We start from the raw sequence: 14,135 nt of genomic DNA on the forward strand, positions 1-14,135 counted from the left end.
TGGATCCTTGGGGTTTGGCGTCTCCAAGGCATGGACAACGCGCAATCTAAATGAGAGTCTATCTCATTTAGATTGATTGGCATGCCCCCTATCCGTACCAATCGCGCGGCGTTTGAGCCAGATCAAAGGACCGGTTTTATGGCGTCGCCTGTCAGTCGTAGGCGATGACGGCGCGGCCCTGATCAGCCTGTGCACGCCAGCTCGCCAGCGCCGCATCGCTGGGGTAGAAGCGCGCTTCTTCACCCAGTGCCAGCACCACTTCGGCACCCGCACAACCTTGAGCCGCTTCATCGGCATCCCGTTTGAGCTGCAGGCGCACACCCAGGCCCCGCACCAGTTCGCCCTGCTCGGATATTTCGCGCTGGGCCGGGAAGTCCTTGAGCAAGCGCGCAATGTCTGGTGCGCGGCCATTGACCGCTACCCGCAGGTACTTGCCAAAGCGGCAACGTGCCTGCTCCAGGCTCCAGATCTGCTGCACGGTGAACTGCATGCCGCCTGAGAAGCGGTCCGGCTGGGCCTTGCCCATAGCGATGATGAGTTCATCGTCCTTGAGCAGGTTCTTGTGCGCATTGAGCAGGTTCTCGTCCGCACGCGCTTCGATGGTGGCGGACTTGTCGTCCAGCTTGAACAGCCCGAGTTTGCCCCGCTGCCCGTTGATCACGCGCAGGTCGGTCACGATGCCGGCCAGCAACTGCGGCTCGCGGGTTTCCAGCAGTTCCTCAATGGGCCGCTTGGCGAACTTGCGCACCTCGGTCTCCACCTCGTCAAACAAATGGCCGGAGAGATAAAAGCCTACCGCTGTCTTCTCGAAGGTCAGCCGCTCTTTCACGCCCCAGGGCGTGACTTCCACCAGATCGGGTTCCTGCGTGCTGGAGCCGTGGTCGTCGTCGCCCATGTCGAACAGGCCCACCTGGTTGGCGTTGGCCGCAGATGCATTGGCAAAGTCAAACGCCAGGTCAATGGAAGCCACCAGGCTGGCGCGGTTGAGCTGCAGTGTGTCAAAGGCACCAGCCTTGATCAGTGCTTCCACACAGCGCTTGTTCAAGCGGCTGCGCTCGACGCGGCGGGCGAAGTCAAACAGGCTGGTGAACGGGCCGGCCTCAGCGGTCGGGCCCCTGCCCTCGCGCGCAGCCACGATGGCCTCGATCGCCTGTTCGCCAGTGCCTTTGATGGCGCCCAGCCCGTAGCGGATCTGCTTGTCGGAAATGGGCTCGAACCGGTACTTGCCACGGTTCACATTGGGCGGCTCAAAGGTCAGGCCCATCTTCTCCGCATCTTCAAACAACACCTTGAGCTTGTCGGTGTCGTCCATTTCCACGGTCATGTTGGCGCAGAAGAACTCGGCCGTGTAATGCACCTTGATCCAGGCCGTGTGGTAGGCCAGGAGCGAGTAGGCTGCCGCGTGCGACTTGTTGAAGCCGTAACCCGCGAACTTCTCCATCAAGTCGAACACCTCGTCGGCCTTCTCCTGTGGAATGTTGTGGGTCTTGAGGGCACCGGCGCGGAACTTCTCGCGGTGCTCGGCCATCTCTTCGGCCTTCTTCTTGCCCATGGCCCGGCGCAGCAAGTCGGCGCCGCCCAGTGAATATCCGCCCAGGATCTGCGCCGTCTGCATCACCTGCTCCTGGTAGACCATGATGCCGTAGGTCTCGGAGAGCATGTCGGCCACGGCGGGGTGCGGGTACTCCACCTCTTCGCGCCCGTGCTTGCGGGCCACGAAGCTGGGAATCAGGTCCATAGGGCCCGGGCGATACAGCGCGTTCAAGGCGATCAGGTCTTCCAGGCGCGTGGGCTTGGCGTCGCGCAACATGCCCTGCATGCCGCGACTTTCAAACTGGAACACGGCTTCCGTCTTGCCTTCCTGGAACAGCCGGTACACCTTGGCATCGTCCAGCGGCAGGTTTTCGTAGGCAAAGCCTTCCTGCCCCGGGTGGCGCTTCATGATGAACTCGCGCGCAATCTCCAGAATGGTGAGCGTGGCCAGACCCAAGAAGTCGAACTTCACCAGGCCGATGGCTTCCACGTCGTCCTTGTCGTACTGGCTCACCGCCGACTCACTACCGGGCTGCTGGTACAGCGGGCAGAAGTCGGTGAGCTTACCCGGCGCAATCAGCACGCCCCCGGCGTGCATGCCGATGTTGCGGGTCAGGCCTTCGAGCTTGCGTGCCAGCTCCAGCAGGGTCTTGACGTCTTCTTCCTTGGCCTCGCGCTCGGCCAGAATCGGCTCGGCTTCGGTGGCGTAGACGTACTTGTCACTCTTCTTGCCATCGGTGGGCGGCAACTGCAGGGTAACGTTGGTGCCGGGCTTGTTGGGGATGAGCTTGCTGATGCCATCGCAAAAGGTGTAGCTCATGTCCAGCACGCGGCCCACGTCGCGCACCACGCCACGCGCGGCCATGGTACCGAAGGTGGCAATCTGGCTCACGGCGTCCTTGCCGTACTTGCTCTTCACATAGTCGATCACCAGGTTGCGGTTGGTCTGGCAGAAATCGATATCAAAGTCGGGCATGGACACCCGCTCCGGGTTCAGGAAGCGCTCGAACAGCAGCTTGTACTTGATCGGGTCCAGGTCGGTGATCTTGAGCGCATAGGCCACCAGCGAACCGGCACCGGAGCCCCGTCCGGGCCCCACCGGGCAACCGTTATTCTTGGCCCAGTTGATGAAGTCGCCCACGATCAGGAAGTAGCCGGGGAAGCCCATCTTGAGAATGGTGGCCAGCTCGAACTCCAGCCGCTCCAGGTACTCGGGCATGCGCTTCTCGCGCTCGGCGGCATCGGGATACAGATGCAGCATGCGCTCCTTCAAACCCTCCAGTGACGCATAGCGGAAATACTCCTCCGGCGACATGCGCACACCGTTGACTTCGGGCGTGGGGAAGTCCGGCAACTGCGGCTTGCCCAGCACCAGCGTCAGGCTGCAGCGCTTGGCAATCTCCAGCGTGTTGGCAATGGCTGACGGAATGTCGGCAAACAAGGCCTCCATCTGCGCGCTGCTCTTGAAATACTGCTCGCGCGTGAAGCGGCGTACGCGCTTGGCATTGCCCAGCACTTCGCCATCGGCAATACAGACACGCGCCTCATGCGCCTCGAAATCGTCGGGCAGCGTGAATTGGATGGGATGCGTAGCCACCACCGGCAGCTTCATGCGTGCAGCCAGTTGCACCGTGGCCATGACGTGGGGCTCGTCGTCCGTACGTCCGGCGCGCTGCAATTCCAGGTAGAAGCGGTGGGTGAATATGCCCGCCAACTGCAGCGCCACGTCATAGGCGCGCTGCGTATCGCCCTGCACCAGCGCCTGCCCCACCGGCCCGGCCTGGGCGCCTGCCAGACAGATCAGCCCTTCATTCAGTTCTTTCAGCCAGGCCAACTTGACCACGGCCTGCTGCTTGCCGCCCGTGGTCAGCACGTTCTGGGTAAATGCACGGGCAATCAACTCGGAAATGTTCAGGTAACCCTGCTTGTTCTGCACCAGCAAAATCATGCGCGAAACAGCCAGCACGTCCGATCCCAGCCCCTCCAGCACGATCTCGGCCCCCAGCAAAGGCTTGACGCCTTTGCCACGCGCCTCCTTGTAGAGCTTGATACCACCGAACAGATTGGACAGATCGGTGATGGCCAGTGCGGGTTGGCCGTCCTTGGCAGCCGCCTTGACCACCTCGTCAATACGGCAGGTGGAGTCAACCACGGAAAATTCGGTGTGAAGGCGCAGATGTACGAACATGGTGGGATTGTAGGGATGCGGCCACTTAAAATTGGGGCGTGAACACCATCCTCAACATCTCCGCCTACAAATTCGTCCCCCTGCCCGACGCGCACGCCCTGCGCGAGCTGTTGTTGGAGCGCGCAACGGCCCTGCAGCTCAAGGGGACTATTTTGCTGGCGGAGGAAGGCATCAACCTGTTCCTGGCCGGGCCCGAGTGGTATGTGCGCGGCTTTGTCGCCCTGCTGCACACCGATGCACGCTTTGCCGACATTGCGCCGAAGGAGAGTTGGTCGGGCACCCAGCCTTTCAAGAAGATGCTGGTCAAGGTCAAGAACGAAATCATCCGCATGAACCACCCCACCATACGGCCGGCAGAAGGGCGCGCACCAGCAGTACCACCTGCCACGGTCAAACGCTGGCTGGACCAAGGGCATGACGATTCAGGCCGGCCCGTGGTGACGCTGGACACGCGCAATGACTTTGAAGTGGACGCCGGTACCTTTGATGGCGCCATCGACTGGCGCATCACCAAGTTCACGGAGTTCCCTCACGCGGTGCAGGAACACAAGGCTGAGCTGGAAGGCAAAACCGTGGTGAGCTTTTGCACCGGTGGCATTCGCTGCGAGAAGGCCGCCATCCTGATGCACCAGATGGGTCTGGAGCACGTGTACCAGTTGGAAGGCGGCATCCTCAAGTACTTCGAGGAAGTCGGCGATGCCCATTACCACGGCGGCTGCTTTGTATTTGACGAGCGCCGTGCGGTTGATGCGCGGCTCGAGGCGGCACCTGAACTGACACAGGGATGACACGCATACGCCCCTGAATTGGCCGCGTTCGTTCTCAGTATGATTCCAGCGGTCTGCAATCCCACAGGAAACCTTCCATGAAAAGACTGATCACGATCGCCTGCCTTGGCGCCGCCTTGTGCGCGCCCGCATTTGCCCAAAGCGACAAAGGCAGCCAGGCCTCGGCACTGGGCCTGGGCGGCGCCTTCGTTGTCGTGGGGGTGGTGGAAGGCGCAAGTGAAGTAGTGTCTCTGACGCTCAAGGGCGTGGAAGCGGGCAGCACCTTTGTCGTCAAGGCATCCACCAAGGCCGTCAAGGCGGCTTCGGTGGCCACAGGCACCAGCATTCGGGTGGTGGCGGAATCCACTGGCTACGCGCTCATGGCATCCGGTCAACTATTGGCATTTGTTCCCAATGCCATCGGCCAAGCGCTGCTGCACCAATCGCAGATCAAGTAAGCATGCGCACTGCAGCCAAACTGTGGGGCACGCTACTGCTGTGCCTGTGCCTGTGCATGACGAATGCAGCTACAGCCGGTACTGCCTGCTCGGATGCGCCTCCCAAGCCGGAATCCATCCAGCAGGCCTTTCAAGCGGCGTACAAGCTCCACCAACGGCTGGAGCAGTTGCAACCTCGCATTGCACTGGTTGGAAGGGTCGGTCAAGACCTCTCCAAATACGGCTTGCGTTACTCCCACATAGCGTTTGTCAGCAAGGATGCGGCAAGCGGTCAGTGGCGCACCACCCACCTGCTCAATGCCTGCAACTCCAACCAGTCGGCTCTGTGGCACGAAGGTCTGGCCAACTTCTTTCTGGATGACCTGTTCGCATACGAAGCGCTGCTCATCGTGCCCTCACCCGCTGTGCAGGAAAAGCTACTGGCAATAGTGAACGACGACAAACGCGCGTTGTCCATGCACCAGCCGCTCTACAACATGCTGGCGTATCCGTTTTCCGACAAATACCAGAATTCCAATCAGTGGGTACTGGAGTTGCTGACCCTTGCCACTTCACAGCAAGTCGGCATCACTCCGCCACTTGCCACTCGCCAGCAGGCGCAGCAATGGCTCAAGCTGACGGGCTACCAGCCCAGCACGCTCAAGCTGAACGCCTTCACACGATTGGGTGCGCGCATGTTTCGGGCCAATGTGGCATTTGACGACCACCCCGACGAGCGCCGTTTTGCCGACCTGATTGACACGGTAACCGTGGAATCCATGGCCAGCTACATACGGCAAGTGGACCCAACCAGCGCCAGCGAAGTCATTCGCTGAGCCGCCAAGGGTCCACTTTGAAGGCAGCGCCCGCAGAGGGCGCCCACCCTGCCGCTTAGCCGCGGAACTTGGCGGCCAGAGCCGCGACGCGCTCGCCGTACTGGCGACCGGTTTCCAGATCACCGGTATTCATTTCGTCAGCACCTGCGTCACCCGGGGTCTGGGCGATCGGGCCACCGCTGGATGCCAGGTAGTTGATGTCCGTGCGTTGTGAGGCTTTGGTGTTGTTGTAGATGATGCCGGTACCAGCCCAGATGCCACCGTGCTGCATGGCCAGGGTCATAAAGTAATGCAGGGTGCTGAACTTGTCGCCATTGACGTTGGCGCTGGCGGTGAAGCCGCCAAAGACCTTGTCCTTCCAGGCTTGGGTGTACCAGGGCTTGGACGAGGCATCCGCAAACTTCTTGAACTGCCAGCTCACCGAGCCCATGTAGGTGGGCGAACCAAAGATGATGGCATCCGCTGCAGCCAGTGTTTCCCAGGTGCCTTCAGGTAGATTGCCGTCCGCGTCGATCGCGATCAGCTGGGCTGAAGCGCCCTGTGCCACGGATTGGGCGAAACGCTGGGTGTGGCCATAGCCCGAGTGGTAAATCACAACAACTTTTGCCATTCGAATACTCCTTGATTGGTTAATTTGGAAAACACAAACACAACAACTGGGAATCTACCGCAGGGCGGCACACTCCACTCTCAACACGATCAGGGTGCCAGATCAAACACCAGCACCTCTGCCTGCTTGCCCGCACCAAGTTCGATACGGGTCTCTCCCTCGAGCATGGCCGCGTCACCGCTGCCGAGCTTCAAACCGTTCACCTGCAATTCGCCGCTCACCATTTGCACATAGCCCTTGCGTCCCGGTGCCAGGGTCAGCGAAGCAGCCTGTTCACCATCAAACAGGCCGCCATAGAGACGCGCATCTGCATGAATCTTGACGGACCCACCCGCCGCGTCACTGGAGGCCAGCAGGCGCAGGACACCGCGCTTTTCATCTGCGGCAAACGTCTTTTGCTCGTAACCGGGCGCAATGCCGCGCACATCAGGTTCAATCCAGATCTGGAAAAAGTGCGTGGTCTGGCCTTCTGCATGGTTGAACTCGCTGTGCTGCACGCCAGTGCCCGCACTCATGCGCTGCACGTCGCCGGGCGGGATGCCCTTGACGTTGCCCATGCTGTCCTTGTGGGCCAGATTGCCCTGCACCACGTAGCTGATGATTTCCATGTCGCGGTGGCCGTGCGTGCCAAAGCCGGTGCCTGGGGCGATGCGGTCTTCGTTGATCACGCGCAGATTGCCCCAGCCCATGTGCTTGGGGTCGTAGTAGCCCGCGAATGAAAAGCTGTGGAAAGACTTGAGCCAACCGTGGTCGGCATAGCCGCGCTCAGAGGATTTGCGTAATGTGATCATGGCATCTACTTTAGGGCTGGGGTGACCTTCTGCATTGCATGCTGATTGATGGCATCATTCAAATGTTTTCAACCAAAACACCCTCTTTCATGCAAACTCCCCGCGATGTACTGACGCCCGACGCTCTCTCCATGCTGCAAACCATTGCGAGTACCGGCAGCTTTGCCGCGGCGGCCCGTCAAATGGGCATGGTGCCCAGCGCGCTGACCTACCGGGTTCGCCAAATTGAAGATGCGCTGGACGTGCTGCTGTTTGACCGCAGCTCGCGCCAGGCAAAGATGACTGCGGCCGGCGCCGAGCTGCTCAGTGAAGGCGCGCGCCTGCTGGGGGAGATTGACGCGGTGGCAAACCGCGTGAAACGTGTCGCCACCGGTTGGGAATCGCGCTTCACCATCGCCCTGGACACCATTGTTTCCAAAACCACCATGATGGAACTCTGCGATGCCTTTTACGCCCTGAACCCTCCCACCCAAATCCGCCTGCGCGACGAAACGCTCTCGGGCACGCTGGAAGCCCTCACCTCGGGCCAGGCCGATCTGGCCATAGGCACAGGCCCGGATTCCAGCAATGTGAGCGGACTGCAGAGCAAGCCTTTGGGCACAGCCCATTTCATCTTTGCCATCGCCCCGCACCACCCATTGGCCAAGGCACAGGAGCCGTTATCCGATGCAGTCATTCAACAGCACCGGGCCGTGGCGGTAGCAGACTCGGTGCAGCGCGGCAGTGGCCAGACCTTTGGCATCTTCAGTGGCCAGGAGGTCTTTACCGTGGCCAGCATGCGCGACAAGCTGGACGCACAACTGCGCGGACTGGGTGTCGGTCACCTGCCCGCGGGCATGGCCACGCGCTATCTGGAGTCCGGCCGCCTGGTGTTCAAACAGACCGAACGCGCCAAACGCCTGGTCACCGTGCACTACGCCTGGCGCCAGACCAAGAACCAGAGCCAGGGCCGCGCCATGCAGTGGTGGCTGTCTCAATTGGAGAGCCCGACCACGCGCAACGCGCTGCTGGAGAACCACGCCAGCTACTAAAGTCGCTGCCAAGCCCGAAGGCGGCTCTATGTGCGTGTATAAACCATGCAAACCCTTTCACAAACGGAGAAAGCGCACATGAGCAATTCCAAACGCATCGCAATCGTGGGGGGAGGCATGGCAGCCATTGCCTGTGCCCGCACTCTGGTACAGGCGGGCCATAGCGTGACGGTGTTCGAGAAGAGCCATGGCTTTGGCGGACGCATGTCCACCCGCAGCAGTGCCTTTGGCAGCTTTGACCATGGCGCCCAATATTTCACGGTGCGTGACGGCCGTTTTGCGCAAGCGCTGGAAACCACGCCCAGCATCTGCCGCCGCTGGAGTGCCAATACGGTGCAAGTGCTGGACTCCCACGGCCGCGTGGCCGAAGCAGGCCTGCCGGCGCGCGAGCCGCACTGGGTCGCCAAACCCGGCATGAGCAGCTTGGTGCGCGCCTGGGCCCAGCCCCTGATTGACAACCGCTCGGTCGAGTTGCAGGTGCGCGTCACCGCCATCGAAAAGGATGCGCTGGATTCGCACAAGTGGCAATTGCGCACCGCAGGTGCAGAAGACAGCACGCATGTATTCAGCGGGTTTGACTCCGTCGTATTGGCCATTCCCGGCCCGCAAGCCGAAGTGCTGCTCAAGACGCACAAGGCGGCTTCGGCACTGGCCAAGAAAGTGGCCAAGTCCACGGTGGCACCATGCTGGACCCTGATGGTGGCCTTTCCGCAAGCCGTTCAGCCCGGTCTGACCACACTGGGCCCGCAATGGAATGCCGCCCGAAGCACCCACCACCGCATCGCCTGGCTGGCACGTGAATCCAGCAAGCCCGGACGCAGTGCCGTGGAGCGCTGGACGGTGCAGGCAAGCGCCGCTTGGTCACAGGAACATCTGCAGGACGACGCCAGCCGTGTCACCGCCAAGCTGATCAAGGCCTTTGCCGAAGTCACCGGCATCCGTGCCGAACCGGCCCACGCCGAAGTGCACCGCTGGCTTTACGCCAAGACGGAAAAGCCCCTGGGCGTGTCCCACCTGTGGGACGCCAAGCTAGGCCTGGGTGTTTGCGGCGACTGGTGCCTGGGCCACCGCGTGGAAGACGCCTTTGTGTCAGGACTGGAACTGGCACTCGCCATGTTGTGAGCGCCGCCGGGCCGTCGCAAGCCTATAGGGGCAGGTTTGCGCCCTCTCCCACGGGTCCGCTGCATGCAGGCTCGCTGGTGGCCGCGCTGGCGAGCTGGCTGGATGCCCGCGCACAGCAAGGCCAATGGCTGGTGCGTATCGAAGATGTCGATCTGCCGCGCTGTGTGCCCGGAGTAGACCAGCACATCCTGCAACAACTCGCCGCCTGCGGCCTGTACCCCGACCAACCGCCCGTGTGGCAAAGCCAGCGTACAGACCTGTATCGCCGGGCCCTGGACCGGCTCATAGAGTGCGACCAGGCCTACCCCTGCGCCTGCACCCGCAAGGACATAGAAGAAGCCCTGCACGCCAATGGCAAGACCAAGCCGCGCCACGGTGAACTGGTGTACCCCGGAACCTGCCGCGATGGCTTGCACGGCAAGCCGGCACGTGCCTGGCGCTTTCGCACGCCAGAGCAATCGGTGGTGCACTGGACGGACAGGCGCTGCGGCCCGCAGGTGCAGGATGTTGCCCAGGCCGTGGGCGACTTCGTGCTGCTGCGGGCAGACGGCCTGTTTGCCTACCAGCTGGCAGTCGTGGTGGACGATGCGGACCAGGGCGTCACCCATGTCGTGCGCGGGGAAGACCTGTCCGACAACACGCCGCGCCAGATCCTGCTGCAGCGGGCCCTGGGCTACCCCACGCCACATTACCTGCACACGCCGCTGGTGCTGGCAGAAGATGGCCAAAAGCTCAGCAAACAAAATGGCGCCGCTGCGCTGGATACCAGCACCGCTGAAGCCGCGCTGGCTGCATTGGATCAGGCCGCCGAAAGCCTGGGACTGCATCCCCGCGGAAACCGCGACAATAGGGGGATGGCACTGGCCGCCTGGGTTGCCCACTGGCGCGCCATGTATTGAGTCGCAATAGCGTGTCCGTTGGCGACACCCCACCTGATCATGAATACCGAGAACACCCCACCCCAAGACGGCGCGGAGGCCCCCAAGCCTTTCATGCGCACCATCAAGAGCTTTGTGAAACGCGCAGGTCGCACCACGGTCGGCCAGGCCAAAGCCTTTCAGCAGCTGGGCCCCAGGTTCCTGCTCCCCTACCAGCAAAGCCTGCTGGATTTCCAGGCGGCCTTTGCCTCGCCGGACGCAGCGCCCACCCAGCGCCCTGTGGTGCTGGAGATCGGCTTTGGCATGGGCGAAGCCACGGCCAAGATTGCGGCCACCCTGGCCGATACCAACTTCCTGTGTTGTGAGGTGCATGAGCCCGGCGTGGGCGCGCTGCTGAAGCGCATTGGCGAGAACCAGCTGACCAACATCCGCATCTGTGCGCATGACGCGGTGGAGGTCATTGACCACATGCTGCCCCTGGCCAGCTTGGACGGCGTGCACATCTTCTTCCCCGACCCCTGGCACAAGACCAAGCACAACAAGCGCCGGCTGATCCAGGCACCGCTGGTGGCCAAGCTGGCGGCACGCCTCAAGCCCGGCGGCTATCTGCACTGCGCCACTGATTGGGAGCCCTACGCCCAGCAGATTCTGGAAGTGCTCAGCGCCGAGCCGCAGTTGCGCAACCGCGCGCTGGCGAGCAACCCCGAGCTCAAGGGCTACGCGCCCAAGCCGCATTACCGCCCCCTCACCAAGTTCGAGAACCGTGGCATCCGGTTGGGCCACGGCGTGTGGGATCTGGTCTTCGAGCGCGTCTGAGTTTCTCGCGTCAGGCAATCCTGAGACCATGGCCCGCTATCGCCCCAATCCACCGCCACCGCGCGACGGCCTGAGCCCGAGTTGCGTGGTGGTGCCTGACGGAGTCCGGGCCAATGCACTGGAATTCTTCGCAGCGCGCTTCACTGCCGTGGTCCGCGAAGACTGGCAGCAACGCCTGAACGCGGGCGACATCGTGGATTCACAAGGACTGGTCCTGCGAGCCGACACACCGGTCCACACCGGGCAGCGCATCTACTACTACCGCAGTCTGCCGACCGAACCCAAGGTGCCCTTTGAAGAACGCATCGTCTGGCAGGACGAACACATCGTGGTAGCCGACAAGCCACACTTTCTGCCGGTGATTCCGTCTGGCAAATATGTACGCGAGACGCTGCTGGTGCGCCTGAACAAAGCCTTTGGCACCGACAGCCTGGCACCCGCCCATCGCATCGACCGCGATACCGCCGGGCTGGTGCTGTTCACCCGCAATCCGGCCACGCGCAACCTCTACCACCGGCTGTTTCGAGAACACCAGGTACGCAAGACCTACCATGCGGTGGCCCGCTGGAACCCGGCGCTGGCCTGGCCGGTCACGCGCCACACCCGCATCGCCGAAGGCAGCCACTTCATGCAGCAGGCCGAAGTGCCGGGCCCTGCCAACGCCCTCACCCATATCCGCCCGATTCAACAGACTGGCGAATATGCACTCTATGAATTGCAGCCCGTCACAGGCCAGCGCCACCAGCTGCGGGTGCATATGCATGCGCTCGGGCTGCCGCTGGTCCATGACGGCATTTACCCCACCCTCACGCCCGAAGGCAGTGCCGACACCAGCAAGCCCTTGCAGCTGCTGGCAAAGACGCTGGCCTTTACCGACCCGGTGACCGGCGAGCCGCGCCACTTCACCAGCGGCCTGTCGCTGCTGCCCCTGCAAGACGTGGCGGCCGACCATCCGGTTCCTATTTCAGATTGATGTTTTGAGCTTTACCCCTTCCACTCCCGCCGCTTTGAGCGCGCTCGCCCTCCAGACCTTCGAACAGGTGGTGCGCAGCTCCCCCGGCTTCAAAATCCGCAGCGGCCAGCACGCCATGGCCGAGCGCGTGGCCGAAACACTGGCCGCAGCCGACCTGGGAGACCAGGCCGCACCGGCAAAGGCCATTGCCGTGATCCAGGCCGGCACCGGTGTGGGCAAGAGCGCTGCCTACCTCAGCACAGCCGTGGCCATGGCGCTGGAGCGCAAGACCCGCGTGCTGGTGTCCACTGCCACGGTGGCCCTGCAGGAGCAACTCATCCACAAGGACCTGCCTGTGCTGGCCGCCAGCATGGACAAACCCTTTGTGTTTGCCCTGGCCAAAGGGCGCGGACGCTATGTGTGCAAGGTCAAGCTGGACCGCCTGGCCGGCACCGGAAGCGGTGAAGAAGACCTGTTCGAGGAGGACTTCCCGGCCGTTGCTCTGTCCACCGCGTCACAAGAAGCCATCGAGGAACGGCGCATCCAGCTTTACGACCACATGGCCACACTCTTGGCTGGCAACAAATGGGACGGGGACCGCGACACCCTGGCCCAAGCCCCCGAACCCAGCGACTGGTCTGCCGTGGCCGCCGAACGCCACACCTGCACCGCGCGCCACTGCCCGCGCTACAAGGATTGCAGCTACTACAACGCGCGCACCCGCCTGGCTGAGGCGCAGGTCATCGTCGCCAACCACGACTTGGTGCTGGCAACCCTGGGCCTGAAGACCCTGCCCGATCTGGACAACTGCCTGGTGGTGTTTGACGAAGGCCACCACCTTCCTGCCGTCGCGCTAGACCAATTCTCCAGCGCCATGGACCTGAGCAACCTGCGCTGGCTGGACAAGCTGCCACGCACCATGCAGGACGTGGCCAAGCGCCTGCATCTGCACCTGGGCGAGGACATTACCACCGTGTGCTCTCAGCTCAAGACCGTATTGACCCAAACCCAGCGCCTGGCCCTGGACCTGGTGCACGGCACGACAGAAGGCGCCGACGGCACGCTGCGGTTTGCGCATGGTGTGCTGCCGGAACCCTTGCATGAGCCCATCGCCCAGATCAGCGCGCAAGCCACTGGCCTGCAAAAGGCGCTGGAAGCGCTGGGTGTGGATGTGAAAGCCATCGCCAAGGAAGACCCGTCCATGGCTGCGTTGTGCGCGCAGCTCTACGCCAAGCTGGGCGCGCTGGCGCCACGCCTGGCCAGCCTCAGCGGCACGGCCCAGCTGCTGCTGGAGCATGGCGAGCAGCCCCTGGCTAAATGGCTGCAGGCCGAGAGCGAAAACGGTTACCTCAACCTGAGCGCCCACGCCTGCCCCATGGTGCCGGGCGACCTGCTGCGCCAATTTCTGTGGAGCCAAGTGCGGGGTGCGGTGGTCACCTCCGCGTCGCTGACCAGTTGCGGCAGCTTTGACTACTTTTTGCAGGAGGCCGGTCTGTCCGGCAACCCCAACGTCAGCACGCTGGAAGTCTCCAGCCCTTTTGACTACACCGAACAAGGCACGCTGACCGTGGTGCACACCCGTGCCGAACCCAAGCAGGCAGATGCCTACACGGCCGAGATGGTGGAGCTGCTGATCCGCGATCTGGACGAGGTGCAGCACGGCGCGCTGGCCTTGTTCACCTCGCGTGCCCAGATGCGCGCCGCAACCCAGGCACTGCCCACACGCCTGATGGACACCGTGCTGGTGCAGGGCAGCTTGTCGCGCACCCGCCTGCTGGCCAGCCATATGGCGCGTGTGGAAGCGGGTTTGCCCTCGGTGCTGTTCGGGTTGCAATCGTTTGGCGAAGGGCTGGACCTACCCGGCAAGCTGTGTGAAACCGTGTTCATCTGCAAGCTGCCTTTTGCGCCGCCCAGCGAACCGGTGGACGAGGCGCGCGCCGAATGGCTGCGCAAGATGGGACGTGACCCGTTCAGCGAGCTGGTGATCCCGGCCACCGCCATCAAGCTGCTGCAGTGGACCGGCCGTGCCATCCGCACCGAGGAAGACCGCGCCCAGGTGATCTGCTATGACAAACGGCTGCAATTGCAGCCGTATGGAAGAAGAATGCTGGGTGGCTTGCCACCCTACCGGCAGCTGCGGCGCCAGGGCCGCGAGGCTGCACAGCCCGTCTGAA

At 62.6% G+C, this 14,135-nt stretch carries 12 protein-coding genes; 9 read left to right on the forward strand and 3 right to left on the reverse strand.

Translation table 11 applies throughout. The annotated features are described in order from the left end of the window. Positions 1–151 precede the first annotated feature (151 nt). On the reverse strand, positions 152–3,721 hold the full coding sequence (gene dnaE / locus AAGF34_RS22405) for a DNA polymerase III subunit alpha (protein ID WP_342617916.1): 3,570 nt from the start codon (positions 3,719–3,721) through the stop codon (positions 152–154). A gap of 38 nt (positions 3,722–3,759) precedes the next feature. Between dnaE and AAGF34_RS22410 the strand changes: the two genes are divergently transcribed. The 3 genes from AAGF34_RS22410 to AAGF34_RS22420 all read left to right on the forward strand — a co-directional run bounded on the left by AAGF34_RS22410 (position 3,760) and on the right by AAGF34_RS22420 (position 5,761). Further along, positions 3,760–4,509 carry a sulfurtransferase gene (locus tag AAGF34_RS22410; RefSeq protein WP_342617917.1) on the forward strand — a complete coding sequence of 250 codons (750 nt, stop codon included), beginning with the start codon at positions 3,760–3,762 and terminating at the stop codon, positions 4,507–4,509. Positions 4,510–4,586: 77 nt separating this feature from the next. Beyond that, complete coding sequence (locus AAGF34_RS22415) at positions 4,587–4,946, forward strand: hypothetical protein (RefSeq protein ID WP_342617918.1); 360 nt, start codon at positions 4,587–4,589, stop codon at positions 4,944–4,946. Positions 4,947–4,948: 2 nt separating this feature from the next. Next, positions 4,949–5,761, forward strand: coding sequence for a DUF2145 domain-containing protein (locus tag AAGF34_RS22420; protein WP_342617919.1), 813 nt, complete (start codon positions 4,949–4,951; stop codon positions 5,759–5,761). Between the two features lie 55 nt (positions 5,762–5,816). Here the strand turns inward: AAGF34_RS22420 and AAGF34_RS22425 are convergent, their stop codons facing one another. Further along, positions 5,817–6,371 (reverse strand): flavodoxin family protein, encoded by a 555-nt coding sequence (locus tag AAGF34_RS22425; RefSeq protein ID WP_342617920.1) that lies wholly within the window; start codon positions 6,369–6,371, stop codon positions 5,817–5,819. 89 nt (positions 6,372–6,460) lie between these two features. Then, the gene (locus AAGF34_RS22430) at positions 6,461–7,162 is read right to left on the reverse strand and encodes a pirin family protein (protein ID WP_342617921.1); all 702 of its coding nucleotides are present in this window, start codon (positions 7,160–7,162) and stop codon (positions 6,461–6,463) included. Between the two features lie 89 nt (positions 7,163–7,251). On the opposite strand from AAGF34_RS22430, the gene AAGF34_RS22435 reads away from it, so the two are divergent. The 6 genes from AAGF34_RS22435 (at position 7,252) to dinG (ending at position 14,134) form a co-directional block, all read left to right on the forward strand. After that, on the forward strand, positions 7,252–8,193 hold the full coding sequence (locus AAGF34_RS22435) for a LysR family transcriptional regulator (RefSeq protein WP_342617922.1): 942 nt from the start codon (positions 7,252–7,254) through the stop codon (positions 8,191–8,193). 78 nt (positions 8,194–8,271) lie between these two features. Beyond that, on the forward strand, positions 8,272–9,315 hold the full coding sequence (locus tag AAGF34_RS22440) for an FAD-dependent oxidoreductase (protein WP_342617923.1): 1,044 nt from the start codon (positions 8,272–8,274) through the stop codon (positions 9,313–9,315). Then, complete coding sequence (gene gluQRS, locus AAGF34_RS22445; RefSeq protein ID WP_342617924.1) at positions 9,312–10,214, forward strand: tRNA glutamyl-Q(34) synthetase GluQRS; 903 nt, start codon at positions 9,312–9,314, stop codon at positions 10,212–10,214. The genes AAGF34_RS22440 and gluQRS overlap by 4 nt, the downstream gene beginning before the upstream one ends. Positions 10,215–10,253: 39 nt before the next feature. After that, positions 10,254–11,009 (forward strand): tRNA (guanosine(46)-N7)-methyltransferase TrmB, encoded by a 756-nt coding sequence (trmB, locus tag AAGF34_RS22450; protein WP_342617925.1) that lies wholly within the window; start codon positions 10,254–10,256, stop codon positions 11,007–11,009. A gap of 28 nt (positions 11,010–11,037) precedes the next feature. Continuing rightward, on the forward strand, positions 11,038–11,982 hold the full coding sequence (locus tag AAGF34_RS22455; protein ID WP_342617926.1) for a pseudouridine synthase: 945 nt from the start codon (positions 11,038–11,040) through the stop codon (positions 11,980–11,982). 4 nt (positions 11,983–11,986) lie between these two features. After that, a complete protein-coding gene (gene dinG / locus AAGF34_RS22460; protein WP_342617927.1) occupies positions 11,987–14,134 on the forward strand; it encodes an ATP-dependent DNA helicase DinG in 2,148 nt (715 codons plus the stop codon). Position 14,135 lies beyond the last annotated feature (1 nt).

This window comes from Rhodoferax sp. GW822-FHT02A01 (assembly GCF_038784515.1).
Lineage (GTDB): Bacteria > Pseudomonadota > Gammaproteobacteria > Burkholderiales > Burkholderiaceae_C > Allorhodoferax.

Coding starts and splice junctions, on each gene's coding strand:
- AAGF34_RS22440 (WP_342617923.1), top strand. CDS start 8,272: ATGAGCAATTCCAAACGCATCGCAATCGTGGGGGGAGGCATGGCAGCC.
- dnaE (WP_342617916.1), bottom strand. CDS start 3,721: ATGTTCGTACATCTGCGCCTTCACACCGAATTTTCCGTGGTTGACTCC.
- AAGF34_RS22430 (WP_342617921.1), bottom strand. CDS start 7,162: ATGATCACATTACGCAAATCCTCTGAGCGCGGCTATGCCGACCACGGT.
- trmB (WP_342617925.1), top strand. CDS start 10,254: ATGAATACCGAGAACACCCCACCCCAAGACGGCGCGGAGGCCCCCAAG.
- AAGF34_RS22425 (WP_342617920.1), bottom strand. CDS start 6,371: ATGGCAAAAGTTGTTGTGATTTACCACTCGGGCTATGGCCACACCCAG.
- AAGF34_RS22415 (WP_342617918.1), top strand. CDS start 4,587: ATGAAAAGACTGATCACGATCGCCTGCCTTGGCGCCGCCTTGTGCGCG.
- AAGF34_RS22420 (WP_342617919.1), top strand. CDS start 4,949: ATGCGCACTGCAGCCAAACTGTGGGGCACGCTACTGCTGTGCCTGTGC.
- AAGF34_RS22455 (WP_342617926.1), top strand. CDS start 11,038: ATGGCCCGCTATCGCCCCAATCCACCGCCACCGCGCGACGGCCTGAGC.
- AAGF34_RS22435 (WP_342617922.1), top strand. CDS start 7,252: ATGCAAACTCCCCGCGATGTACTGACGCCCGACGCTCTCTCCATGCTG.